The sequence below is a fragment of the Marinobacterium stanieri genome (genome assembly GCF_900155945.1).
GTDB lineage: Bacteria > Pseudomonadota > Gammaproteobacteria > Pseudomonadales > Balneatricaceae > Marinobacterium > Marinobacterium stanieri.
On sequence record NZ_FTMN01000004.1, the window covers coordinates 15,812 to 40,874 of the forward strand.

25 protein-coding genes are annotated in these 25,063 nt (G+C 56.3%); 10 read left to right on the forward strand and 15 right to left on the reverse strand.

Annotation, left to right across the window (positions count from 1 at the left end):
• The first annotated feature begins 140 nt into the window (after positions 1 to 140).
• Together BW956_RS10095 and BW956_RS10100 are read left to right on the forward strand one after the other, a co-directional pair.
• Positions 141 to 803: a YccT family protein gene (locus tag BW956_RS10095; RefSeq protein WP_083703016.1), complete on the forward strand. Its 663-nt coding sequence runs from the start codon at positions 141 to 143 to the stop codon at positions 801 to 803.
• Between the two features lie 44 nt (positions 804 to 847).
• A complete protein-coding gene (locus BW956_RS10100) occupies positions 848 to 1,771 on the forward strand; it encodes a porin (RefSeq protein WP_076462663.1) in 924 nt (307 codons plus the stop codon).
• Positions 1,772 to 1,878: 107 nt separating this feature from the next.
• Here the strand turns inward: BW956_RS10100 and BW956_RS10105 are convergent, their stop codons facing one another.
• Positions 1,879 to 2,787 carry a LysR family transcriptional regulator gene (locus tag BW956_RS10105; protein ID WP_076462664.1) on the reverse strand — a complete coding sequence of 303 codons (909 nt, stop codon included), beginning with the start codon at positions 2,785 to 2,787 and terminating at the stop codon, positions 1,879 to 1,881.
• Between the two features lie 95 nt (positions 2,788 to 2,882).
• Between BW956_RS10105 and BW956_RS10110 the strand changes: the two genes are divergently transcribed.
• A complete protein-coding gene (locus BW956_RS10110) occupies positions 2,883 to 3,098 on the forward strand; it encodes a DUF2798 domain-containing protein (RefSeq protein ID WP_010323930.1) in 216 nt (71 codons plus the stop codon).
• Between the two features lie 52 nt (positions 3,099 to 3,150).
• Positions 3,151 to 3,759, forward strand: a complete 609-nt coding sequence (locus tag BW956_RS10115) for a glutathione S-transferase family protein (protein WP_076462665.1) — start codon at positions 3,151 to 3,153, stop codon at positions 3,757 to 3,759.
• On the opposite strand, the gene phnP is transcribed toward BW956_RS10115, so the two are convergent.
• From phnP to phnG, 9 genes are read right to left on the reverse strand one after another with little or no spacing between them, the layout of a single operon-like run.
• The gene (phnP, locus tag BW956_RS10120) at positions 3,753 to 4,505 is read right to left on the reverse strand and encodes a phosphonate metabolism protein PhnP (protein WP_076462666.1); all 753 of its coding nucleotides are present in this window, start codon (positions 4,503 to 4,505) and stop codon (positions 3,753 to 3,755) included. The genes BW956_RS10115 and phnP overlap by 7 nt on opposite strands.
• Positions 4,502 to 5,089, reverse strand: coding sequence for a phosphonate metabolism protein/1,5-bisphosphokinase (PRPP-forming) PhnN (gene phnN, locus BW956_RS10125; RefSeq protein ID WP_076462667.1), 588 nt, complete (start codon positions 5,087 to 5,089; stop codon positions 4,502 to 4,504). Before phnN ends, phnP begins: the two co-directional genes overlap by 4 nt.
• Positions 5,089 to 6,240 carry an alpha-D-ribose 1-methylphosphonate 5-triphosphate diphosphatase gene (locus BW956_RS10130; RefSeq protein ID WP_076462668.1) on the reverse strand — a complete coding sequence of 384 codons (1,152 nt, stop codon included), beginning with the start codon at positions 6,238 to 6,240 and terminating at the stop codon, positions 5,089 to 5,091. Before BW956_RS10130 ends, phnN begins: the two co-directional genes overlap by 1 nt.
• Before the next feature lie 40 nt (positions 6,241 to 6,280).
• Positions 6,281 to 6,976, reverse strand: coding sequence for a phosphonate C-P lyase system protein PhnL (gene phnL / locus BW956_RS10135; protein ID WP_217695122.1), 696 nt, complete (start codon positions 6,974 to 6,976; stop codon positions 6,281 to 6,283).
• Positions 6,977 to 6,985: 9 nt separating this feature from the next.
• The gene (gene phnK, locus BW956_RS10140) at positions 6,986 to 7,804 is read right to left on the reverse strand and encodes a phosphonate C-P lyase system protein PhnK (protein WP_076462669.1); all 819 of its coding nucleotides are present in this window, start codon (positions 7,802 to 7,804) and stop codon (positions 6,986 to 6,988) included.
• Entirely contained in the window at positions 7,804 to 8,691 is an 888-nt protein-coding gene (locus BW956_RS10145) for an alpha-D-ribose 1-methylphosphonate 5-phosphate C-P-lyase PhnJ (protein ID WP_076462670.1), read from the reverse strand. Before BW956_RS10145 ends, phnK begins: the two co-directional genes overlap by 1 nt.
• Positions 8,688 to 9,815 (reverse strand): carbon-phosphorus lyase complex subunit, encoded by a 1,128-nt coding sequence (locus BW956_RS10150; RefSeq protein WP_076462671.1) that lies wholly within the window; start codon positions 9,813 to 9,815, stop codon positions 8,688 to 8,690. The genes BW956_RS10145 and BW956_RS10150 overlap by 4 nt, the downstream gene beginning before the upstream one ends.
• Complete coding sequence (gene phnH / locus BW956_RS10155; RefSeq protein WP_076462672.1) at positions 9,815 to 10,438, reverse strand: phosphonate C-P lyase system protein PhnH; 624 nt, start codon at positions 10,436 to 10,438, stop codon at positions 9,815 to 9,817. The genes BW956_RS10150 and phnH overlap by 1 nt, the downstream gene beginning before the upstream one ends.
• Entirely contained in the window at positions 10,438 to 10,908 is a 471-nt protein-coding gene (phnG, locus tag BW956_RS10160) for a phosphonate C-P lyase system protein PhnG (protein ID WP_076462673.1), read from the reverse strand. Before phnG ends, phnH begins: the two co-directional genes overlap by 1 nt.
• A gap of 369 nt (positions 10,909 to 11,277) precedes the next feature.
• On the opposite strand from phnG, the gene BW956_RS10165 reads away from it, so the two are divergent.
• Positions 11,278 to 11,955: an IclR family transcriptional regulator gene (locus BW956_RS10165; protein ID WP_076462674.1), complete on the forward strand. Its 678-nt coding sequence runs from the start codon at positions 11,278 to 11,280 to the stop codon at positions 11,953 to 11,955.
• 53 nt (positions 11,956 to 12,008) lie between these two features.
• On the opposite strand, the gene BW956_RS10170 is transcribed toward BW956_RS10165, so the two are convergent.
• A complete protein-coding gene (locus BW956_RS10170; RefSeq protein WP_076462675.1) occupies positions 12,009 to 13,046 on the reverse strand; it encodes a TRAP transporter substrate-binding protein in 1,038 nt (345 codons plus the stop codon).
• Positions 13,047 to 13,174: 128 nt separating this feature from the next.
• Positions 13,175 to 15,538, reverse strand: a complete 2,364-nt coding sequence (locus BW956_RS10175) for a cytochrome P450/oxidoreductase (protein ID WP_175611998.1) — start codon at positions 15,536 to 15,538, stop codon at positions 13,175 to 13,177.
• 264 nt (positions 15,539 to 15,802) lie between these two features.
• Between BW956_RS10175 and maiA the strand changes: the two genes are divergently transcribed.
• Positions 15,803 to 16,441, forward strand: coding sequence for a maleylacetoacetate isomerase (maiA, locus tag BW956_RS10180; protein WP_076462676.1), 639 nt, complete (start codon positions 15,803 to 15,805; stop codon positions 16,439 to 16,441).
• A gap of 31 nt (positions 16,442 to 16,472) precedes the next feature.
• Here the strand turns inward: maiA and BW956_RS10185 are convergent, their stop codons facing one another.
• Entirely contained in the window at positions 16,473 to 17,273 is an 801-nt protein-coding gene (locus tag BW956_RS10185; protein WP_076462677.1) for an IclR family transcriptional regulator, read from the reverse strand.
• Between the two features lie 173 nt (positions 17,274 to 17,446).
• Between BW956_RS10185 and hmgA the strand changes: the two genes are divergently transcribed.
• Together hmgA and fahA are read left to right on the forward strand one after the other, a co-directional pair.
• Positions 17,447 to 18,745, forward strand: a complete 1,299-nt coding sequence (gene hmgA / locus BW956_RS10190) for a homogentisate 1,2-dioxygenase (RefSeq protein ID WP_076462678.1) — start codon at positions 17,447 to 17,449, stop codon at positions 18,743 to 18,745.
• A gap of 4 nt (positions 18,746 to 18,749) precedes the next feature.
• Positions 18,750 to 20,060, forward strand: a complete 1,311-nt coding sequence (gene fahA, locus BW956_RS10195; protein WP_076462679.1) for a fumarylacetoacetase — start codon at positions 18,750 to 18,752, stop codon at positions 20,058 to 20,060.
• 79 nt (positions 20,061 to 20,139) lie between these two features.
• On the opposite strand, the gene BW956_RS10200 is transcribed toward fahA, so the two are convergent.
• Both BW956_RS10200 and BW956_RS10205 read right to left on the reverse strand, forming a co-directional pair.
• A complete protein-coding gene (locus BW956_RS10200; RefSeq protein WP_076462680.1) occupies positions 20,140 to 21,867 on the reverse strand; it encodes an IlvD/Edd family dehydratase in 1,728 nt (575 codons plus the stop codon).
• Between the two features lie 94 nt (positions 21,868 to 21,961).
• Positions 21,962 to 22,753, reverse strand: coding sequence for an HpcH/HpaI aldolase family protein (locus tag BW956_RS10205; protein WP_076462681.1), 792 nt, complete (start codon positions 22,751 to 22,753; stop codon positions 21,962 to 21,964).
• 168 nt (positions 22,754 to 22,921) lie between these two features.
• Between BW956_RS10205 and BW956_RS22245 the strand changes: the two genes are divergently transcribed.
• Both BW956_RS22245 and BW956_RS10215 read left to right on the forward strand, forming a co-directional pair.
• Complete coding sequence (locus tag BW956_RS22245) at positions 22,922 to 23,629, forward strand: Crp/Fnr family transcriptional regulator (protein WP_076462682.1); 708 nt, start codon at positions 22,922 to 22,924, stop codon at positions 23,627 to 23,629.
• A gap of 134 nt (positions 23,630 to 23,763) precedes the next feature.
• Positions 23,764 to 24,678, forward strand: a complete 915-nt coding sequence (locus tag BW956_RS10215) for a LysR substrate-binding domain-containing protein (RefSeq protein WP_076462683.1) — start codon at positions 23,764 to 23,766, stop codon at positions 24,676 to 24,678.
• The last annotated feature ends 385 nt before the right edge of the window (positions 24,679 to 25,063 follow it).

A 25,063-nucleotide genomic window follows, 5' to 3' on the forward strand; every position in this document is an offset into this window, starting at 1 on the left:
CAACCCGCTAACAAACAGATGTTTAATTTATATTACCGGAAGAATACCAAACCTTAATATAACTTAAACCTCCATGTAACATTTGAAAAATAACATGCACCGGAATTTAAAAAACACAGACAAATTTCGGTACAAAAAACATGCAATCATTCTCCAAAAAAATAGCACTACTGACCTGTTTTATCCCTTCAGTGGTGTTTGGGGATGTAACCATCAAGCTGAACCAGGGCACCGATATTCTCGCGGTAAATGGCAAGGCAGTGGAACGTAGCAGCCTGTTTGACAGCACCGGTAGCCTGCGTCTGGAAAACGGAAAAAACCAGATCGTTGTTGAGTATACCGCTGAAATTGAAGAGTCTTCCGACGATTCAATCCTGGAAACAAGCGAATCCTATGTGCTTCTTTTTGAAGCAAAAGATACCGAAATCAAGCTTCAGACACCCAAGATCACCAACCATTATGATCTTAAGCAATTCAACCAATCACCGCAGTGGATGCTGGTTGATTCGCAAGGACGCACCCTTCCTTACCAGTCGGGCATTCTGAAAAAAGAAGGCTTTCAACTGGCCCGCGATTATACCGCGGAGCTGATGAAATTTAACCAGTCCGGAGCGGCAGCTGCCATGCCCGCACTGAGGGTTGAACGCCATCAGTTTAATGAACAGCCTGTGGTTAAAAAATCAGCAGAACCTGCAAGCAATGCTGATCAGAAAATGATCGGAGAAATGTTGCAGTACTGGTATCAGCAGGCTGATGAACCTACTCGTAATAAATTTAAGAGCTGGATTAAAACCAGCCTTTAAATAATCAATCACTGAAAAGACATTTGAATAACGGAGTCTCGCTCATGAAAAAGCTTCTTCTGGCTGTTGCAGTATCTGTAGCTGCTGGCTCTGCCAGTGCCGCCACTATCTATGAAGGCAATGGTTTCACTTACAAGCTGAACGGCGACCTGCAGGTTCAGCTGCGTCAGGACGTTGGCAATGACCAGAACGCTGAGATCGAATTCGACGATCTGGAGCTGAAAAACTACGTCAGCTACGACCTGGGCAACGACATGAAAGCGTTCGGTCGTGTCGATTTCGGTTTCAAGGATGCTGCTGAAGACAAGCAGGACGGCAGCAAGCTGGAAGAAGCGTACGTTGGTATGGCTTTCGGCAACACGTCCGTATCTTTCGGTAAGCAGAACTTCGCATCTGACGAATTCGGTGTTGAGAAAGCTTACGAGCTGGTCAGCGACGAAGACCGTTTCGACGCTATGGGCACTTCCGGCGACGACACTATCCGTGTTGACGTTGAAATGGACAGCGCTACTTTCATCGCTTCCTACGAAATGGACGCTGAAGGCGAAGCAAGCGAAAACGGCGAGTACTTCGACGTATTCGCATCTTTCGACATCGCTGCTCTGAACATCGGCGCTGCTTACCAGAACGCTACTCCGAGCATCGGTGCTGATGACATCGATACCTGGGGTCTGAGCGCTGAGTTCGACGCTGGTTTCGCTGAATTCGCAGCTGACTGGAGCTCCACCGACGACATCGCTGATCAGTACAACCTGGCTGCTGCTTTCAAAGCTGGCCAGACTACCAAGATCGCTGTTGGCGTTGTGAACACTGATCCGGAATCCGGTGACGACGTAACAGAATGGTACGCAAACGTAACCTACAAGTTCGCTACTCAGAAAAACGTTAGCCTGTTTGCTGAAATCGCAGACACTGACGAAGACGATTCTGACATGGGTTACCTGGCAGGTATGCGCGTCAAGTTCTAAGGGATTAGCTGGGGCCGTTCAGGCTTTACCCCCTTCAGTCTGAACGGTTGCAGAGTTTTCCAGCCGGCCCCTCGGGGTCGGCTTTTTTATGTCCGCTCTAACTGCGCTCAGCAGCGGCCCTGAAGCACCGGCTGACGGCCGATGTAGTCCTGCATGAAATCCCGCAAGCGGCGCGCTCGCACGTTGAGCAAACGCCCATCCGGCCAGACCGCGTAGATATCACGCTCTGGACCCGACCATTCCGGCAGCACAATTTTGAGCCGCCCTTCCTGCACCGGCCGCTGTATCTCGTTGGCAGGCAGTAGCGAGATCCCCAGGCCATCACAGACAAACTGCTTTACCAGTGTCAGATCATCGACGGTGGATGTCGCCGAGGGGTGCAACGTGACTTGCCGGCCACTGGACTGGTGCTGAAGACGCCAGCGACCCAGCTGCTTGAACACGGCCAGGCGATGCTGCTGTAACTGTTCCAGCTCCACCGGTTCCCCAGCCTCGGCCAGATACTCCGGCGACGCCACCAGGCGGGTGCGCACCCAGCCCAGTTTCTTTTGATACAGGCCAGAGTTGGTTTGCGGCCCTATACGCAGGGCGATATCGATCCGTTGCTGCAACATGTCTTCGGTGCGGTTGCTCAGCATCAGCTCCAGCCTGACTTCCGGGTGGGCCTTCATGAAGTCGGTCCACATGGGGCTTAACAGGCCGGTGGCCAGATTCGTGGGGGCCGAGACTCGCAGCGGCCCGCTCATCTCCTGCGCATCACGGCTTAACTGCGCCGACACCTGCTCCAGCTCGTCGAACAGGGCCGCATAGCTGGCGTAATACACCTCCCCTTCTCCGGTGAGGCTGAAGTGCCGGGCAGAACGGCGGACCAGCTGAAAACCGAGACTGGCCTCAAGGCGCTTCAGCCGGCGCGTCACGGTGGCAGCGGGCAGCCCAAGGTAGTCCGCTGCTGCTTGCAGGCTGCGGAGCCGTACAATCTGTACGAACAGGGCTAGATCATCGTAGCTTGATTTCATTTTTGAAATTATAGATTGAGAATTACATATCTATTTGACGTTTAGACAATTATATACACTTAGGCACATTCGATTCACTCAAGGAGAACACGGCCATGAAGCAACGCCTCTGGTTTACCGCACTGATGTCATTCGTTCTGGCGTTTCTGATGACCGGGTATGTCACCTGGCTTAACCTGGGCTTTAATGAGCAGTACCTGGCCCAGTGGATGCGTGCTTTCAGCCTGGCCTGGCCCGTTGCCGCCGTGATCTCCTTCCTGTTCGGACCGACGGTGCACAAGTTGTCACTTCGTTTGTCGGGCCAGTCGTAATACCCTGAAGACCGGCTTTTCTCACTCAATAACAACAAGCATGAGGCCCAACATGAAATTACTGGAAAATTCCGCAACTCCCAGCGCGCGACGCGTTGCCATTTTTCTCAACGAACTTGGCATCGAAGTGGAGCGTGAAGACGTGGACATTCGCGGCGCTGAAAACCGCAGCGAAGCCTTTCTGGACAAGGCCCCCAACGGCCTGATTCCGGTGCTGCAACTGGATGATGGCACTCACATCTGTGAGAGCGTGGCGATCTGCCGTTATTTTGATGCCAGCACACCCAACGACAAGGCGCTGTTTGGCGCGACCCCGCTGGAGCAGGCACAGGTTGAAATGTGGCAGCGTATCGTTGAGTTGCAGGGCGTAGTGCCGGCGTTTCAGGCCTTCCGTAACCTGTCCGGCTTTTTCAGTGACCGTGAAAACTGTGTCAAAGCCTGGGGTGAGGAGTCTCGCGAGCGCCTGGCGCAGTTCCTGCCGGTGGTCGACAAGCAGCTGGGTAAAACCGATTGGGTCGCCGGCGACCGCTTCAGCATCGTCGACATTACCCTTTGGGTGCTGTGCGGTTTTCTCGACCGCCTGGAGCTGGAAGTCAATGACAGCCTGCCCAACCTCAAACGCTGGCATGAGCAGATGAGCCAACGCCCTTCCGTTCAGTAAAGCATCAGCTCAAGATTATCCCGCGCAACACAGACTGCATCCGGCAAGCTGTGTTGCTGCAGCCAGACGTCCATCTCATGGCCCAGATGGGTCAACCAGGTGCGTCTGGGCTGCAGTCGCTGATGAATCCCCAGTACCAGGCTCAGGTCGTTGTGGTTACGCGGAGGCTCCGCACACGGGGGCTGGCTACAGTCGATCACCACTTCCAGATCTTCGTACTGTTTCAGAAACGCCTCGGTTTCAGGCGGCAAGCCCACCGTATCGGTCAGATAGGCAAGACGCCGTCCATGGCGTTCAAACAGATAGCCAAACGTGGGTTTGGAGTGGCGCAGTGGTAAGGGAGTGATCTGAACATCGCCCATAATCAGCGCCACAAAGGGCACCAGCGGTGCGCGAAAGTCCAGAATACCGGGGTGTTTGAGCAGGTCGGCACAGCCATCCCGATCATCCGGGCCGTACACCGGAATACTGTCATTCAGCCCCCAGCGCAGATGAAACAGTCCCTGCACATGATCGACGTGGTAGTGGGTCAGCAGAATGGCATTGAGATCACCCGGCGCAAAACGCTCGGCCAGATCGGTTAACCCGCCATCGATCAATACGCGTTTGTCATCCGACTCCAGCAAGGCACTGCAGGGACGACGGCGCAGGCGATCATCCTCACGCGCTGCATCACAAGCGCCACAGTGACAGCCGTAGACTGGCACCTGGCGTACATCACCGGTGCCAAGAAAGGTTAGTTTCATACCACATCCATGGATACATCAACGGATTGCAGGCTGTTCTGCCTGACCACATCGAGCAGTGCCGCCACGCCCTCCTCCAGCTTGCCATCATTGCTGACATGCAGGGTGCAGCCGGGCATGTGCGCCACCATCTCAGCATGGCGTGCCAGACGGCATTCGATCTCCTCTGCGGTTTCCCGCCCTCGCTTGATCAAGCGCTGCCGCAGCTTGTCCGGGTTCACATCGACCAGCACCGGCACCAGCTCGTCATACATGGCCATGGCATGGGGCAGGTATTCACGGGAGCCGTTGACCAACACATTCACGCCGGAATCCAGCCAGGTATCGATCTCATTGCCAATGGCGTAATGATAACCGTGTGAATACCAGTTCATGGCAAAGAGCCCCAGCTCCTCGCGCAGATGAAACTCCGCTTCGCTCAGATGAATATGGTTTTCACCGCCCACATCCGCTGCACGGGTGATATAACGGTGTGCCACACAGCAGCGCAGCTGCGCCGGCAATTGCCGGCGACAGCCTTCCAGCAATGAATCCTTGCCGGAGCCCGAGGCTCCGACAAGATAAAAAAGTGTGCCTCTGATCATCAGAACACCCGCTTGCCCTTACACCAGACCCGCTCCACCAAAGGCATCACCGAGTGGCTGTTCACCTGAACCAGGTCGGCTCGCAGGCCCACTTTCAGCTCACCACGATCATGCAGGTTGGCCGCCTGTGCCGGATTGGCTGTCACCAACCCGATGGCACGCGCCAGGTCGTATTCGTTGTCTTCCATGTTAGCCACCATAAAGGCTGCCTGCACCAGTGCCGAGGGATAATAGTCGGAACTGAGGATATCCAGTACACCGGCACTGGCCAGATCCTTGGCGGCTATGTTGCCGGAATGAGAACCACCACGGACGATATTGGGTGCGCCCATCAACACCTTCAGGCCCAGCTCATGGGAGGCCCTGGCCGCTTCCAGCGTGGTCGGGAACTCCGCCACCTGCATGCCCAGATGAGCCGACTCCTGCGCATGGGCCAGGGTGGCATCATCATGACTGGCGATGGCGATGCCTCGGTCATGGCACACCTCACAGATGCGGCGGCGGAAAGGATCAGCATACTGGGCACTGTTGGCCTGCTGCAGCTTGATGAAATCATCCATCTGATCATCGCTGAGGCCGTACTTGATCATGTAGTACTCGCGGTACTTGGGAATGTTCTCCGGCGGGAATTGGCGCTGGCCGGGCGCGTGGTCCATGACCGAGACCAGCTTGACCAGATCTTCGCCGATGTAACGCTCGAACAGCTCCATCAGGCCCGGATAGCTGACTTCACAGCGCAGGTGCAGCAGGTGGTTGGCGCGGTTGAGGCCGACGCGCTCGGACTCGATGATCGCCTTGATCATCGCATCCAGTTTCTCGACGCGGGTGCTCTCGCCGATGATATCGCCCAGCGCCACCGAATCGAAGGAGGTGGTGATACCGGCGGCGATCAGCTGGGCATCATGGGTCGCCATCGCCATGTGCGCCGGCCAATCCACCTTCGGGCGCGGGGTGAAGTACTTTTCCTGGTTGTCGGTGTGCAGCTCCACCAGGCCGGGCATCAGGTATTCACCATCCAGGTTATCGGCCTGGGGCAGCTGGCTGATCTCCTGATTGATTTCGGCGATCTCGCCGTCGCGAACAACCAGGGTGCCGGTGACCACTTCGTCACGCAGGATCAGGCGGGCGTTGGTCAGAATCTGTTCTTTCATCTTTATCTATCCAGTCTGTGTATCAGATCGCGCTAACTGTTCAAATCGCTTTGATGTCGACGAGGCGATCAGCGACCGCTTCACGTACGTCTTCGTCGTGGAAGATGCCAACGATGGCAGCCCCCCGATCCTTGGCTTCACGGATCAGCTCCACCACCACCTTGCGGTTGGCGGCATCCAGCGAGGCGGTAGGCTCGTCCAGCAGCAGGATCGGATAATCGACGATAAAGCCGCGGGCAATATTGACGCGCTGTTGTTCACCGCCGGAGAAGGTGCCCGGTGCCAGCGACCATAGCCGCTCCGGCACATTCAGGCGCTGCAGCAGGTGTTTCGCCTTTGCTTCACAGAGGGCGGCATCCACGCCCAGATCCAGCAGCGGCTGCATCACCACCTCAAGCGTGGAAACACGGGGAATCACGCGCAGAAACTGGGATACATAACCCAATGCCTGGCGACGCAGAGCGATAATACGGCGCGGCAACGCCGAGGTGATCTCCACCATCTGCTCACCGTCGCGCAGGCGAATCTCGCCGCCGTCCACGGAGTAGTTGGCGTACAGCGCCTTCAGAAAGGTACTTTTACCGGCACCGGACTGACCGTGCAGCACCACACATTCTCCGGCCTGCACCTGCAGACTGGCATTATCGAGCACGCCAAAACTGGCGCCGCCCTGATTGTGCAGGGTGAAGGCTTTTTCCACTCCTGACACATCGATCATCAGTTGGTTTGCAGTCATGACAGGCTCCTAGTTCTGCAGAATGGATGACACCAGCAACTGGGTGTACGGGTGCTGGGGATCGTCCAGAACCTGATCGGTCAGACCGGTTTCCACGACTTCACCGCGACGCATCACCATCAGCCGGTGCGCCAGCAAACGCGCCACCGCCAGGTCGTGGGTGACGATGATTACTGACAGCCCCAGACGCGACACCAGGTTGCGCAGCAGATCGAGCAACTTGGCCTGCACGGACACATCCAGCCCGCCGGTGGGCTCATCCATGAAGACCAGCTTGGGGTGGGTGACCAGATTGCGGGCGATCTGCAGACGCTGCTGCATGCCGCCGGAGAACTGGCTGGGGCGATCATCGATACGGCCGGTATCGATCTCCACTGCGGTCAGCCATTCTTCAGCCTTGGCGCGGATGTCGCCATAGTGACGCTCGCCCACTGCCATCAGCCGTTCGCCGATGTTGGCGCCGGCGCTGACGTTCATGCGCAGGCCATCGCGGGCGTGCTGGTGCACGATGCCCCACTCGGAGCGCATCAGTACCCGGCGCATCGACTCCTCACAGGCGTACAGGTCCATTTCGCCGAACTGTTCGCTGTTGTAGATAACGTTGCCGGAATCCGGCGTCAGGCGTGCCGACAGGCAGCTGAGCAGGGTCGACTTGCCGGAGCCGGACTCGCCGACGATGCCCAGCACTTCACCCGGATAGAGGTCGAAGTTGATGTCGCCACAGCCTTTACCCGGGGCGTAGAACTTGTTCAGTTCGCGCACGCTAAGCAGCGGCGCGATATCCTGCCATTCGCTGGCTGAAGTCAGCAGGTCTACTACGGTATTCATTAATTGGTCCCCACTTCAGCAATGGGCAAGTCAGCGGCCGTGCCAACAAATCCCTGCTCAACGCGCTCGCGGCAATAATCGGTATCGGAGCAGACAAACATCTTGCTGCCGTTGTCGTCGGTAATAACTTCATCGAGGAAGCTATGGTCAGAACCACAGATGGCGCAGGCTTCGTCCCAGCTCTGCACCTCGAACGGATGGTCATCGAAGTCCAGGCTTTCTACCTGGGTAAACGGCGGCACGGCGTAGATACGCTTCTCGAAACCGGCGCCGAACAGCTGCAGCGCCGGCATCATACTCATCTTCGGGTTGTCGAATTTCGGGATCGGTGACGGGTCCATCATGTAGCGGTTGTTCACCATCACCGGGTAGTCGTAGCTGGTGGCGATATGGCCGAAACGGGCCACGTCTTCGTACAGTTTCACCTGCATGGCGCCGTACTCGCTGAGCGCGTGCATCTTGCGCGTCTCACTCTCGCGCGGCTCGATAAAGCGCAGCGGCTCGGGAATCGGCACCTGATAGATCAGGATCTGATCCGCCTGCAGCGGGCGTTCCGGGATACGGTGACGGGTCTGGATCAGCGTCGCTTCGGCAGTCTGCTCGGTGGTCTCCACGCCTGCGGTGTGGGCGAAAAAACGGCGGATGCTGACCGCGTTGGTGGTGTCGTCGGCGCCCTGGTCGATCACCTTCAGCTTGTCGGCTTCGCCGATCACGCTGGCGGTGACCTGCATGCCGCCGGTACCCCAACCGTGGGGCAGCGGCATTTCACGGCCACCAAAAGGCACCTGATAGCCGGGAATCGCCACGCCCTTGAGGATGGCGCGTCGGATCATGCGCTTGGACTGTTCGTCCAGATAGGCAAAGTTGTAGCCGGTGGCAGTGCTCATGCGTCGGCCTCCTCTTTTGTAGTGCTTTCGGTACGCTGCACCTGCTCCTTGCGGAGACGGCGGATCATCTCCAGTTCGGACTGGAAGTCGACGTAGTGCGGCAGTTTCAGGTGTGAGACAAAACCGTTGGCGGAAACACAGTCGGTATGCGACAGCACAAACTCCTGATCCTGGGTCGGATAGAGCACCTCTTCACCCAGCTCTTCGGCCCGCAGGGCGCGCTCTACCAGCGCCACCGACATCGCCTTGCGTTCGGCCCGGCCAAAGGCGATGCCGTAGCCTCGGGTGAACTGCGGCGGCAGTTCCTTGGAGCCGTGGAACTGGTTGACCATCTCGCTCTCGGTCAGCAGCACTTCGCCCACCTCGATCGGGAAGCCCAGCTCTTCCGGCACCAGCTCCACACTGACGCGACCGGTGCGCATTTCGCCGGAAAACGGGTGGCTGTCGCCATAGCCGCGCATGGAGGCGTAGCTCAGTGACAGCAGGAAGCCCTCGTCGCCGCGGATCAGGTTCTGCAGGCGCACGGCGCGTTCGGCCGGGTAATTGACTGGTTCGCGGGTCAAGTCACGGGGAACCTCATCAGGCGTCCCGGCTTCCCGGCTCTGTTCGATCAGGCCTTCCTTGTTTAACAGTTCCAGCACGCGCGGGCAGCTGTTGCCGGCAGCCAGCGCTTCAGACAGGGCATTGGCTTCTTCCGGTGCCACTTCCGCCTCGCCGGCCGCCAGCAGGCTGAAGTCCAGCAGACGGTGGGTGTAGTCGTAGGTGGAGCCCAGAATCTGGCCGCCCGGCATGTCCTTGAAGGTGCCGGAGATGCGGCGTTCGATCTGCATCTGTTCGGTATCCAGCGGCTCGCTGTAACCGAAACGCGGCAGCGTGGTGCGGTAGGCGCGCAGCAGAAAGATCGCTTCTACCGCATCGCCGCTGGCCTGTTTCAGCGCCAACGCCGCCAGCTCAGGGTCGTAGACCGAGCCTTCATTCATCACCCGGTCCACCGCCAGCGGCAGCTGCTGACGGATCTGGTCAACACTCAGTTCGGCAATGGCGCTGTCGCCACGGCGCTGGGTGCGCATGAGGGCATGGGCGTTGTCGATCGCCTTTTCCCCGCCCTTTACGGCTACGTACATCAGCAGGCCTCCTGTGCTGTGTTAAGTGGCTCTATTGCCGTGGTGCGCGGCAGAGCAGTCAGCTGATTGCCGCAGCACCAGAAGGTGTCGATGCCCAGCGGGAAACGCTGGCGGCTTTTGATCAGCTCGGCGCGGAAGGCATCCGGCAGTCCGGCAATACGCAAAGAACGCGTGTGTTCGATACCGGGCCCGCTCAGGGTCCAGAACGGCTCAGCGCTTAAGGCTGGCACCTGCACCATCAGCGTGGTGGAACGGTCCGGATATTCCGCCGAGCCCCAGTTCAGCTCGGCCAGCAGCGGCAGTTCGCTGTGCAGGGCGATGGCAAAATCCGCCTCGCCGTGGTTCTCCACCAGCGGGCACTGGCAGTGGAAACGCAGGTTGCTGATCACGGCGTCATTGGCCGCCAATGTCGGGCTGAGCCAGACACGGGTATCGGGATCAAGCAGGCTCAGCGTCAATTGCCAGGTGGACTGGTCCAGCCCCTTGGGTGCTTCTTCCACGTAATCAACGTCGACCAGTGTGCCCGGCTCGCTCATCACCTTGAGTGCAGCGCGGAACACCTGCTGAGACGCCTGTACCGGATCAGTAAAACCGGCGATCAATTCATGACTGGAAACGGCCATCAGTCCTCTCCTCGTACCAGGGTGAAGAAATCAACGCGGGTGCTGTTGGCCTGGGCTGCACGCTGCTGACGCTCTGCCTCCAGATCGGCCTGCAGTGGCTCGATCAGCTCACGCTGCAGCAGGCTTTGAGTACTGCGCTCCTGCAACAAGGCATCAGCAAGTGCGGCGGTAATGGCATGCTGGCAATTGCGACCGGATACATAACTGACGCCAAGGGTGCCGCTGGCCAGACGTACAGCACAGCGCGTCAGCGTCATTTCGCCCATATTGAAGGGCTGGCCGCTGCCGCCGACACGGCCACGCAGCATGGTCAGACCGGTTTCCGGCTTGCGGATAAATTGATATTCAGGCTCCAGCGAAAGTGCCTGCCAGCGCTGCTGTAGCGCCTCGACACTGGACTTGGCCAGTACACCCATCCAGTGCTGGCGAGAACGGGTTCCCGGGGTTTCCTGCTGTTGTTCAACAGACATGTTGGCGATCCATTCAAATAGGTTTGGATGACTTGGATGGCGCTATTCTGCGGAGGGAGCTGGCGGATAAAAATGGAGGGTTTCTGTGCGAATGACCGAGAAATTCTAATGCATGGCTTAGACGCCTGATCAGGTGTGGCCTGGGGCTCTAAGGCAGGTGTTGGGAGCGCTCAAAAGTTTTTTTGCGGCGAATACTGACACATTTCTGCCATAACGATTTGCTACTGCATTGCACACTTGGAAATGCTCACTTGCGCCCCCGAATACTCATCCGCGAATAGCACATACTCAGCAGTGATTCATTGCATTACAACTCCGTACATCCGAGCTGTTATCATCCTTGCTACATTTTCCGAAAGACATCACACAATGAAGAACACACTCCAAACTCTGGACAGAGGCATCAATGCACTCGAGCTGATTTCCAAAGCCGAGCACGGGATAACAGTGGCTAAGCTCGCAGAGGAGTTGGAGATTAACCGGGCAATTGCATACCGCATCATTGCCACTCTGGAAGATCATGGCCTGGTTGTCAGATCAGAATCAGGACAAATCCATCTGGGTGCAGCAGCCCTGATGTATTCACACCGTTTTCTCCCGCAACTCAGATCCCGAGCCCAGCCGCTACTGGAAGTTCTGGCACGTAAAGCCGGCGCTACTGCTTTTGTCTGTGTAGCCCAGGGGAATAAAGGCTGTGTGATCATGGTAGAAGAGAGTGATGCGGGGATTCTACGAGTGGGGTATCGCGTGGGTAGCCAACACCCGCTCAGCCAGGGTGCTGCCGGAATCGCGATCCTTTCCAGTCGCGAGCCCAGTGCTGATGAGCCGGAAATGGTTACTCAGGCACGCAAGGATGGCTACAGTCTGACGCGGGGGCACTTGCAGGCAGGTGCTGTAGGCGTTGCCAGCCCGATTAAAACCCGCAACAGCGAATCCTTGCTGGAGTGCTCTATTGGTGTCGTGGCAATGGACAACCTTGATACAAAAAACGCAATTGAAGCCGTTCAACACACGGCCAGGCAGCTCGCCGAACAGCTAGGCATTTGAGGGTGCTGAACAGGCGGGAGGGACAACCTGCCCCTCCCCCTGCCAAGTTGGACTTAGGAGTTGTGCGCTTCGTAGTACTCTTTTGCGATAGCGCGCAATTCATCCAATGCCGCCCGGGCATCCACTCCCGAGTCTTTAACTGACTCAATCCACTCCTCATCCAGGCCTTTCACCTTGTCAGCAAAGTCTGTGGTAATGGCATCCGTTTTATTGAGCAGCGTTATATTGCCACCCTGTGCCTGAGCATATGCCAGCGCATCCGTGTCCGCCGCATCCCAGGCCTTACCGGCCATAGCGGACAGTTTTTCACCGGACACACTCATGATGGCTTCACGGTCCTGCTGGCTCAGCCCTTCCAGGAAGTCAGGGTTCATGAACATGACAAAGCTCCCCATATACATGCCGCCAGGAAGCACTGTGACGTTAGGGGCCACTTCAGCCAGACGCTGAGCTTTCTGCTCACTCAACGGCATGAATACACCATCAGTTACGCCCTGCTGGAGTAGTTCATACACCTTATTACCGGGCGCCGACACGGGAGTAATATCAAGACGCTCACCAATGTCTGACTGCACGCCGCCGCCAATACGGATCTTTTTACCTTCAAGATCCGCGAGAGAATTCACAGGGAAGTTTGTTTGAATGACACCCGGCCCATGAGAGAAGAAGGCTATGGGCACCAGGCCCTCATGTTCACCCGCCTGTTTCAGATACTTTTCATACACGCGCCAGTGTGCCACTGAAGCCGCTTCGGCATTTACCCCCAAACCCGGCAGTTCCACGATCTGCTGTAAGGGGAAGCGCCCTGGAACAAAGCCGTGAAACGTAAAGGCAGCATCCGCGACACCATCTTCAACCAGCTGAAACAACTGACCCGGATTATTCGACGTGCGCTCAATATTGACTTTCACACGCCCTTCAGTCGCGTCTTCAACCCATTTGGCCCATGTTGGCCAGACGACGGCATTTTGTGCATGTGTCGGCGGCAGCCAAGTAAACACATTCATTACCGTTTCTGCTGATGCAGCGGCGGACATGGCAAGGCCAAGACCCATTGCCGCGATATTTTTAGCCAGTTTCATTTTTATCATTATTATTGCTCCTGTTTTTCACACAAAATCTACAGCATAGGATGCTTACTGATCAGATACTGTTTAGCAGTCACACATCGAGTGCCTATTCAAAAACGATCCTTTTTATAAAAACCTCCTGAATAAACTCATAGTGCAATCTTTATTGATCGTGATTTAGCCCGTGAACAGCATGTCACCATGCGTTTGTTTTCAGCTTTTTCAGATCGGGCCAAAACGTTATCTCGATGATCAATTTCACCTTCAAGCACTTCAACTTCACAGTTGCCGCACAGCCCTTCTTCACAATCACTTTCAACATCCACTCCCGCAGCTTTGAGAGCACCAAGCGCGGTCTGACCGGGCTCAACCGTCACAACCATCCTGGAGTTGGCCAGCACAAGCTCAAAAGCCTTGTCATTGCTGGTATCGAAGGTTTCATGCTTGGCAGTAAAGTGCTCGAAGTGAAGAATGTTGTCGGGCAGCGGCTCACACAGCTGCTCCAACTCTTCTATCATGCGGTCCGGGCCACAGACATAAATTCGGGTGTTCGCATCAGCCGTTGCTACCAGAGACTGCAGATCAGCTCGCCTGGCTTCCGCTTTTGGATAGAGTTCAAACCGCCCCGCATGATCCTGTTCGATCCGGTTCAGAAATGCCATGGAGGCTCGGGCAGCACCCGCGTAGTGCAGGCAATAGTCCTTACCCAGTTCAGCCAACCGGTCTGCCATGGTTAAAACAGGCGTAATCCCTATACCGCCGGCAATCAGAATATAACGCTCGGCTTTCTCATCCAGCCTGAAATTGCTTTTCGGCCCTTTTATTTTAAGGGCGTCGCCCTTTTTGAGGCTATCATGAATATACTTGGAACCACCTCGACCATCCTCTTCTCGTAAAACAGCAATATCGAGGGTTTTACGGTCAGTGTTATAACCACATAATGAATACTTACGCGTATATTCACCCACCATCACATCAATATGTGCCCCGGGCGACCACCTTGGAAATTCACTACCGTCCTGATTCTTGAAGCTTATACCGATAACGTTGTCTGCTTCATGGCGGACCTGATCAACAAGGACTGAACGGTAAATATCATCCTTTGATGGCGACCCGATTTTGATCGCCTCATGCGTCGCCAGAATCTCGGGATTTGTTTTTTCAGGATTCAGGCTGACATCCCATTCTACAAACAGGTTCTCAGGGCCTCGGAAAGCGATGTTAGGCAGATACTTGAAGTCCTGATCAGGCACCAGTTGCATATGCGGCAGCCGTTTAGTCAGTTCTTCAAGAAAAATACACATCTCCATGCGTGCCAGGTTTTTGCCAAGGCATTGATGGCTGCCATAGCCGAAACTCAGGTGCTCTGATGCGTTGTCACGGAAGATATCGATGCTGTCAGGGTCTTCAAAATAACGCTCATCATGGTTTGCCGAAGAGTTCACGATCAGCAGTTTCCCGCCTTTGGGAATACTGACACCCCCGACTTCGGTATCTTCAAGCGCAACACGACGCCAGGCAACGATAGAGCCCGAGTGGCGTAGACACTCTTCAACCGCCTGCGGAATCAGCGATGCATCCTGACAGATGCGATCCCAGGTCATTTTATCTTCCAGCAACAGGCGCAGGGCATTGGCCGTGGCATGCGCAGTTGTCTCATGCGCCGCTACGATGCCCGCCATCATCATCGAATGCAGATAGGAGTCGGTTATAACTTCGGGCAATTCCTTTTGGCGCCGAATCGCATATTCCATCCACCCGTTGCCGGATGGGTCTTCCCGCATCTTTTCCAGCACCTTGCCCGCATAGTTCCAGAATTTGCCTACCGAATCGGCCACTTTCAGCTGCTGATCGGGTGTGGGGCGCCCCCAGGTATTCACGGTGTGGGCAATGGAGTACTCACGCAGCTTCCCCATATCTTCTTCAGGGACACCGAGAAAGTGCAGCGCCACCGTGAGCGGGATCTCCCAAAGCATCTCGTTGACGAGGTCCGCGCTCCCCTTGTTGACGAAGCGGTCCACATATTCTCGCGTCAAACGGCGCACCATGGGCTCATGGTGCAACAGTTCTTCAGGGCTGAACGAAAACATCAGCGCACGCCGGCGCTCCAGGTGCGCGGGTTCGTCTTCGTTTACCAGGGTACGTGCCATACCGTAGTTGTGTTGCTTCAAAATGGCATCGGCTTCGCTGGAGAAGGGCGTAATTTTTTCCAGTGCGTTGGCGGGCGAAAAGACCCTGTTATCCCGAAATACGGCCTTAACATCTTCGTAACGAGTTACCACCCAGTAGCCCAGTTTGGGGCTGAAAAAAACCGGCTCATCATCACGCGACCAGCGCAAAACTTCGGCCGGGTCTGCCTGATAGGAAGCCGCAAACGGATCAAAGGCCTCAGCATCAGACGAAACCGGGCAGCCTTTAGGGTCGGTGAACCGGGAGGACATTGCAGCTTTGGCGAACGGACAAACACCGGCAGGCGTTTCAGCTGCCTGAGTGTGATCAGTGTCTTTTTGCATGGGTACACCCTTATTATTTTACTTTTATCGATCACTTTATTCTTATTATCGAACACAAGGCATACTAAACCCGCCCGTTCCAGTGAGTCAACGCAGCTGAGAAAGCCTGATCGCCACTGTTTCACCTGATGAGATTGGAGCTGAGCTTCTATCGCAAGCGCCAGCATTCCAAGTCGACTTGACACTCATCAACAAAACAGGATATTCCACTATACGTAAATGAATTACAACATGTGATATTTATTCCGACAGGATCTGCCCCTTATGGACCTCTATACCTACTACCGTTCAACCTCTTCCTATCGAGTCAGAATTGCCCTGGCACTCAAAAAGCTGGATTACCGGCAGCTTCCCGTAAACCTGATTGGAAATGGCGGAGAGCACCTGCAGCCGGCATACCGTGCGCTGAACCCACAAGGCAGAGTGCCGGCTCTGGTGACCGACAGTGATGACATCATTACGCAATCGCCAGCCATTATTGAGTTTCTGGAAGAGCAGTACCCAAACCCGGCTTTACTGCCTGAAGACAAGGTCGAACGCGCCAAGCGCAGAGCAGTGGCAGCACTGATTGGCTGCGATATCCAGCCATTACACAACATGGCAGTTTTGAACCAGCTACGCGCACTGAATCTGTCCGAAGAACAGATTTCACAGTGGTTGGCGAAGTGGATTGGTGAGGGGCTGTTTGCAGTAGAACAGCTAATCGAGGACCAGGGGTTCTGTTTTGGTGAGCCTGGGTTTGCAGACGTATACCTGCTGCCGCAGTTGTACGCAGCACGCAGGTTCAATGTAGATCTGACCGCGCTGCCACGCATCTTACGTGTAGAGGCCTTGGCGCAGACGCACCCCGCTTTTGTGGCTGCGCACCCTGACGCTCAGGCGGACAAGCCTCAGCCGGTATAACTCCAAACAGATGTCATACGGCAGCCTGTGGCTAGGGGCTGCCGGGCATTTCTCCATTCATGCGTTGCGTAATGGCATTGGCGGCTGCCTGCAACTTTATTGCATGAGGCCCTGTCAGCTCGGCATTAAAGCTGGGCTCTGCCCCTACCATTGTGATTACACCTGCCAGAGTGTTACCTGCAGAAAAAATCGGCGCAGACAGTGCGTTAACCCCTGACATCAACAAGCCATGAACGGCATGCATGCCTTGCGAGCGGATGTGTGTTAACTGCTGCTCCAACTTATCTGCACTGGGCGCCATCGGTGTCTCCAGCTCCTGCTCCAGCAACGGCTGCGTATCAGCCTTGGGCAGGTATGCACTGAATACAAGCCCGGTGGAGGAACTGAGCAAGGGCAACACTGACCCTACTTGAGTAACAACGGTAATTGCACGTGCCGGTTTCTCGACATGAATTACCGACGGGCCCTGATTACCCCACAGCGCCAGGAAACAGGTTTCATTGAACTCATCACGCAGCTCAATGAGTTTAGGCAAGGCTTCTCTGGCCACATCCAGACTGCGCACGGCTGCCATCCCCACGAACAATGCCTCCCGCCCAAGGCAGTAATGCCCGGTCGCCGGATCCTGCTCTGCGAAATCACTGGCGATCAAGGCTTGCAGGTAACGATGCACCTTACTGGCGGGCATACCCAAATGCTGTGCCAGCTTTGACAGGGATGTTGATGGGCTCAGATCTGCCAGGCCTTTCAAAATATCGGTGGCAATCTGGGCTGACTGTACTTTCTGCCGGCGCGGAGCACCCCCGGACTTCTCTTCAACTTCTACTGCCAATGTGTGTCCTCTCTAACTGTCTACGAGTCTTCATCAACCGGTGGAATCGTCTGGCCGAGCAAACAAACCGCGCACCAATTCTAAAGCATTCCACGCCCCTTGACCCGAAGCCAGCATGTAATTACGCTTAACGTAATATGTTTACGCATTAATAAAAACAAAGCGAGACAACGATGGAACCCAGAACTTCAGAACTCAGCTACTTGAGTGGTTTCGGCAATCATTTCAGCAGTGAAGCCTTGCCTGGCGCCCTGCCCCTGGCACAGAACTCGCCCCAGAAGGCCCCTTATGGTCTTTATGCAGAACAACTGTCCGGTACTGCTTTCACTGTGCCTCGCGCCGAAATGCGACGTACCTGGATGTACCGAATCAAGCCTTCTGCCAGCCATGGCCAGTTCACCCGTCTTGCACAACAGATCGCAGGAAGCGCACCGGGCCCGGTAAATCCCAACCGATTACGTTGGAGCCCGCCTGAGATTCCTGCCGAGGGTAAGGATTTTCTGGAAGGCCTGTCCTGCCTGGCCGCTACGGCACATCCGGAGCAGGCATCGGGTATCAGCATCTATGTGTACGCCGCCAGTCGATCCATGCAGCGGGCGTTTTTCAATGCGGATGGTGAATGCCTGATCGTGCCGGAATCGGGCACCCTTCGAATCACGACGGAGATGGGTCTTCTTGAGGTCGGTCCGCTTCAAATCGCCGTGATTCCCAGAGGCATCAAGTTCCGCGTTGAGCTGACCGGCAGCTCGGCACGTGGCTATATGTGCGAAAACCACGGCACGCCCCTGCGTATCCCGGATTTGGGGCCGATTGGCAGTAATGGCCTGGCCAATCCGCGTGACTTTGAAGCCCCCGTTGCTGCCTATGAAGATAGCGAGAATGAGACTGAACTGGTGCAGAAGTTCTGTGGTGAACTCTGGTCAACACAGCTGGATCACTCGCCGTTTAACGTAGTCGCCTGGCACGGTAACCACGTGCCGTACCGCTATGACCTGCGCCATTTCAACACCATGAACACGGTCAGCTACGATCATCCGGACCCGTCCATCTTTACTGTACTGACCTCTCCAGGCGCTGTACCGGGGCAGGCCAATGTTGATTTCGTGATTTTCCCGCCACGCTGGATGGTGGCTGAAAACACCTTCCGCCCGCCCTGGTTCCACCGCAATTTGATGAACGAATTCATGGGGCTGATTGAAGGCGAGTACGATGCCAAGGCAGGCGGTTTCCTGCCCGGTGGCGCCTCCCTGCATAACTGTATGAGCGCACACGGCCCGGACAACGCCAGTACCAAGCAGGCGATCGAAGCCGAGCTCAAACCGCAACGCTACGAAAACACCATGGCTTTCATGTTTGAAAGCGGTCAGGTACTGCGTCCCACCGAATTTGCGCTGGACTCACCCTTGCTGCAACAGGGCTATGATCAGTGCTGGTCCGGTATGGCGAAAACCTTTGACCCGACAGGAGTCTGATTTAATGAGTAACCCAACGACTACAACTACAACCAGCTGGATCAATTCAGCAAACGGACACCCCGATTTTCCGCTTCAGAACCTGCCGCTGGGTATTTTCAGCCTCAACGGCGATACCGCACGTGGCGGCGTTGCCATCGGCGACCAGGTATTGGATATCAAGGCAGCTGTTGAGCTGGGGCTGTTTGAAGGAGAAGCGGCCACAGCCGCCAAGGCTGCCAGTGAAGCGAGCCTGAACCATTTCTTTTCGTTAAGCGCAGCAACTCGCAAGGCATTTAGAGCCGCACTGACTCACCTGCTGCAGGACGGCAGTACTGACAAAACCCGTATCGAGCAGTCGCAGGCAAGCCTGCTGCACCCGCAGGACAGATGCACCATGCACCTGCCCGCGTCCATTGGCGACTACACCGATTTTTACGTCGGGATTCATCACGCCAACAATGTAGGCAAGCTGTTCCGGCCCGATAATCCCCTGCTCCCTAACTACAAGCACGTGCCTATCGGTTACCACGGACGTGCCTCATCCATCGTCAATACTGGCACCGATATTACGCGCCCCAAGGGACAAACCTGCCCGCCAGGCGCCGACGCACCGCAATTTGGCCCCAGCAAGCGGCTGGACTTTGAACTGGAACTGGGGATCTGGATTGGTACGGGAAATGAGATGGGACAGCCTATCCCAATCAGCGATGCGCCTGAGCATTTTGCCGGCCTGTGCCTGCTGAATGACTGGTCAGCACGTGATATCCAGGCCTGGGAATATCAACCGCTGGGCCCGTTCCTGGCGAAAAACTTCGCCAGCACGGTGTCCCCCTGGGTTATTACGGCAGAGGCACTGGAGCCCTTCCGGACTGCACAACCGGCTCGCCCTGAAGGCGACCCTCAGCCTTTGCCCTATCTACTGGACCAGAAAGACCAGCAACTGGGCGCCTGCGACATTCAGCTTGAAGTACTGTTGTGTACCGAGAAAATGCGCAACGAAGGCATGGCGCCTGTGAGCATCTCAGTCAGCAACAGTTTGAACATGTACTGGAGCGTAGCCCAGATGATCGCTCACCACACCGTGGGTGGCTGCAACCTCAGGCCCGGAGACCTGTTGGGGTCTGGCACTATTTCCGGCCCGGAGCCCAGCCAGCTGGGCAGCATGCTGGAACTGACCGAAGGCGGAAAGTCATCCATTGAACTGCCTTCAGGCGAAACCCGCACTTTCCTGGAAGATGGGGACGAGGTCATCCTGACCGGACGCTGCTGCAAGGACGGTTATCCATCCATCGGTTTTGGTGAGTGCCGCGGCATTATCAAACCGACTGTTTGAGTTGGCCGCCCTGCAAGCTAATAGGAAGCATTGAGCAAGGAAATGCCTCCGTGGGCCAGCCCACAGAGGCATTTTCGCATCAGATCTTGCCGTGAATGGCCGGCTCAGGATTGGGCTCACGGCTGGACAGGACTTCAAAGTCACAGCCTTCGTGGGCCTGGCTGACGTTATCGTTGAACAACAGCCCCCAGCCACGTTTGAAGTGAGGTGCCGGTGGCGTCCAGGCCTCGCGACGTTGCTCCAGCTCAGCCTCATCAACACAGAGGTTGATGCTACGGGCAGGAATATCGATCTCGATCTCATCGCCGTTCTGCACCAGCGCCAGCGGTCCGCCGATGTAGGCCTCAGGGCTCACATGCAGCACACAGGTACCAAAGCTGGTGCCGCTCATACGCGCATCACTGATGCGGACCATGTCACGCACCCCCTGCTCTACCATCTTCTTCGGAATCGGCATCATGCCGTTCTCGGCCATGCCCGGCCCGCCTTTTGGCCCGACATTACGCAGAATCAGCACGCTGGAAGGCTCCACGTCCAGGTCGGGCGAATGAATCCGTGCGGCCAGATCATTGGCATTTTCAAACACCACCGCCTTGCCACGGTGTTTCTGCAACGCCGGGTCTGACGCGCTGGGCTTGATGACACAGCCATTGGGCGCCAGATTGCCTTTCAACACCGCCAGTGCTTCGGTCGCCACCGGGTTATCCAGCGAGCGAATAATGTCATCGTTTTCGACACGAGCGCCCTCGATGTTCTCGCCCAGAGTTCGGCCGGTGACGGTCAAGCAGTCCAGATCCAGCAGATCCTTCATATTACCGAGCATAGCTGGCAGGCCACCGGCATCGGCAAATTCCGGCATGATGTATTCACCGGACGGCTGCACATTGGCGAGCACGGGTACCTGCTTGCCAATGGCATCGAAATCCTCCAACGTGAAACTTGTACCGGCACGACGCGCCAGTGCAATCAGGTGGATACTGGCGTTGGTGGACCCTCCAAGCGCGACACAGGTTTTGGCCGCGTTATTGATCGCCTTGTCATTGAGGATATCACTGGGCTTGAGATCGTCCCATACCATCTCCACCACACGACGACCCGCCGCAGCCGCCAGCTGATGCCCCATGGAGTCCATGGCCGGTACCGAGGACGCGCCCGGCAGCGACATGCCCATTACTTCCGCCAGTGCGGTCATGGTGGAGGCTGTTCCCATGACATTACAGGTACCGGGCGAGCTCCAGATCTTCTGCTCGACCTTCTGCCATTCATCGATGGACATCTTGCCGGCAATCAGTTCCGGCGCCCAACGGAAAGCACCGGTGCCACTGCCAAAGCGCTCGCCACGGAAGGTGGCCCCCATCGTAAAGCCGGCCGGGCAGTAGATGGTGGGAATATCCATGCTGATGGCACCCAGCAACAGGCCCGGCGTAGTTTTGTCACAACCGCCCAACAGGATGGCGCCGTCGATGGGGTGACAGCGCAGCAGCTCTTCCGTCTCCATCGCCAGAAAGTTGCGATACAACATGGATGAGGGTTTTACATAGCCTTCGCCCAGCGACATGGCCGGCAGCTCAACAGGAAAGCCCCCGGCCTGCCAGACACCACGCTTGACCGCTTCGGCCCGATCCTTGAGATGGGCGTGACAGGGATTCATGTCACTCCAGGTATTGATAATGCCGATGACCGGTTTGCCTTCAAACTCTTCACGACCGTAGCCGGCCTGGAGTGCATGTCCGGTGTGCTCGGTGGACTGAGGCGTTCCGCCAAACCAACGACGGCTGCGCAGCTGCTCGATTGTTTTTTTTGTCATGAGTGCAGACTCTTTGAGGCGGCGCTGCCGGTGCCAGACACCGACAGCCCGAATTATTTACATGAGGATTTACATGAGGAAGTGCGCTATCAGCTCAGTAGCCGCCGCGTGCCTTGGGCGCATCAGAGGCGTCACCGCCGCTGGCCGTATTCAGTGCCTGCAGCGCACCGGCACGGATAAAGCTGATATCGGTACCGATAGAGGCAAAGGTGAAACCTTTCTGCATGGAATCCGCTGCCATCTCGGCGTTATAGCCGAAGATACCGCTGGCCAGACCATGGGTTTCACAGGCCTTGAGGATGTTGCCAATTGCTTCAGCAAAGGCAGGGTTGGCGAAATCACCCGGTGCCAGGCCCAGGCCGTAGCAGAGATCCATGGGGCCAACGAAGAGGCCATCCACACCTTCAACCGCTGCAATGGCATCCAGGTTGCGCAGGCCTTCTTCGGTCTCGATCATCACCAGACAGGCCACCTGCTCGTTAGCCGTTGCCAGATAGCCAGGACCTTCCAGCATGGCATCACGCATGGGGCCACAGGAACGGCTGCCCATTGGCGGATAACGGCAAGCCGCAACCGCACGCTCGGCATCTTCAGCGGTATTTACCATGGGTACGATTACGCCCTGCGCACCCGCATCCAGCGCCTTGCCGATCTGATCCGGCTGGTTGGCCGCCACCCGTACCAGCGGCGTGGTCGGTACACCGGTGATGGCCGGCAGCAGGCGAGTCAGATCACTGTAATCCATTAGGCCGTGCTGCAGGTCGAAGCAGATCCAGTCCACATCTATGCGCGATAGCATCTCGGCCATATGGATATCCGGCAGGTTGGACCACACGCCCAGGCTGGATTCTTTGGCGCGCCATTTTTTCAATGCGAGGTTAAGCATGGGTAATGTCTCTATTTTGTTGTTATTCCCGGCAACTGCTGGCACCCAAAACATGGGGAGCAGCCGCCTTTTGCTGTAACCTAGCCCAAGCGGGGCAAGAAAAATGTCAGCTTGCTGACAATTAGCCCCGGATGCCGCGCAGCCAACTGACACAACGACGCCCGAGCCATGAAAACGATCCCGAACCTGCACGACTTTATCCATATGTTGCCGGATACCATTCAGCAGGAGATTCGTGCGCTCAGCCAGGACCGAACCCTGTGCAAAGGTGAAACGCTGTACTGCAAAGGCGACCCTTCCACTGAGTTGTACCGATTAACCCGGGGTGCAATAAAGCTTTGCATCTATACCAAGGACGGCCGTGAGAATGTCGTTGGCGAAATGCTGCCCGGTGATTGCCTGGGCGAGATGGGACTGATGGATGGCTTGCCAAGGGGTACCCATGCGGTGGCGACTACCGACACCGGTGTCAGCGTGCTGAGCAAAGCCAATTTCGACCTGCTCTACCACAAGCATCCGATTATCAGTCAGCAGCTTAACGTGATGCTGTGCCGGCGCTTGCGCTACGCGTTTACGCTGACTGAAGACAACCTCGGCCTGAGACTGCATGAGCGGCTCGCTCGCGCCCTGCACCGGCTGGCCTACAGCCATGGGATTGCGGATGAGCAGGGGCAGACCGCCATCAAGATTTCACATGAAGCCCTGAGCAAAATGGTAGGGGCCTCCCGCCAGACAGTCAGCACCGAGCTCAAATCCTTTGAGCGTGAGGGCAGCATCCAGCTGCAGTACGGCCGTATTCTGATCTGCGACCTCAAAGCTTTTGGTGAGCAGTACGAAACTGCTGCCGGCATTGAGCAGGTTGCGCCGCTTTACTGAACCCGCTGCACTGAATACATCTAAGACGCCACGGGGCTGAAACGCCTTCGACACATACTGCTGCTATAAGTATTCGCTTACAGCCCGACCGTCTAACTTTCTACGGGCTGGCCGATCCGCTGTACGAGTACCCGATGAAACACAACCCAAGACCCTTGCCCCCACTCAAAGCCCTGAAGTGCTTTGAAGCCGCTGCCCGTCTGCGCAGCCTCACCCGCGCTGCCGAAGAGCTGTATGTCACCCAGGGTGCCATCAGCCAGCAGGTCAAACTGCTGGAGGAATATCTCGATACGCAGCTGTTTATCCGCAAACCGCGCAAACTGGAACTGACAGATGCCGCCCGCGCCTACCTGCCGGTGCTGGTGGAAGCGTTCAACATTCTCCAGTCCGGCACCAATGAGTTGTTTGGCTCAGACCACCGTGCTTTGCTGACAGTAAAATGTGGCAGCAGCTTTCTACAGCGCTGGCTGATGCCCCGCCTCACCAGCTTCTATGAACAGCACCCGGGGATTCGCCTGCGCCTGATGTCAGCGGTCTGGCCATCGCAAGATGAAGTGGAAGAAGCGGATATCGAAATCTCCAACGGCTACGGTAACTGGAGTGGCATGCAAGTGGAGCGGATGACGCGGGAGCATCTGGTGGTCGTGGGCAGCCCCGGCTTTCTGGAGCGCTTCCCGGTCGATGAAGATGCGATGAAGATTCTGCAGGTGCCGCTCATTACTATCATCGGCGAAAAGGAAAACTGGCAGCAGTGGTTCCGCCAGCAAGGCCTGGCCAACCTGATGCCCATGCCCGTACTGGAGTGCGATACCAGTACAGCCGCCTTTGACGCCGCCTGCAACGGCATTGGCCTGCTGCTGGCCCGCAGTTTTAATCTCAAACCCCTGATTGATGAAGGCAAGCTGGTTCAAGCGCACCCGTTCACCCTCAAGGCCTCGGGCGCACACTACCTGGTATTGCCCAACAAACCGCCCTCCCCCAAGGTGATCGCCTTCCGCGACTGGCTGCAGGCGACGCTGGAGCGGGAGGAGCAGTATATTCGGCGCTGATTTGCGTCTTTTTAGCTCGCTTTAAAAAGCTAATACCATAAAAGGGTCGGGCGTGAAGAAAACCAACAGCGCTTCTTCGACAAAAGGCTCAGTTGAATCTTCACTCTGCCCGTGGCATTGTTTGACGAAAATTTTCCGCATAGTGCAGGATGCACTACCGCATATTCAAGGACAGAAATTATGCATTCACACTTTTCGTCTTCTCCGTTCTATAAGCCGATCCGAACCCTAAAATACATGCTTTTGGGGTATGGGCTTTCAACTATATTTTGCTAACAGCCAATTCACCTAGAAAGCACTTTTATCTGCTGTAGACGAGCTTGCGAGCTCACAACGTAAAGTAACAATACGGCCCGTGCTCTTCTACGACTGATAAGATCTATTT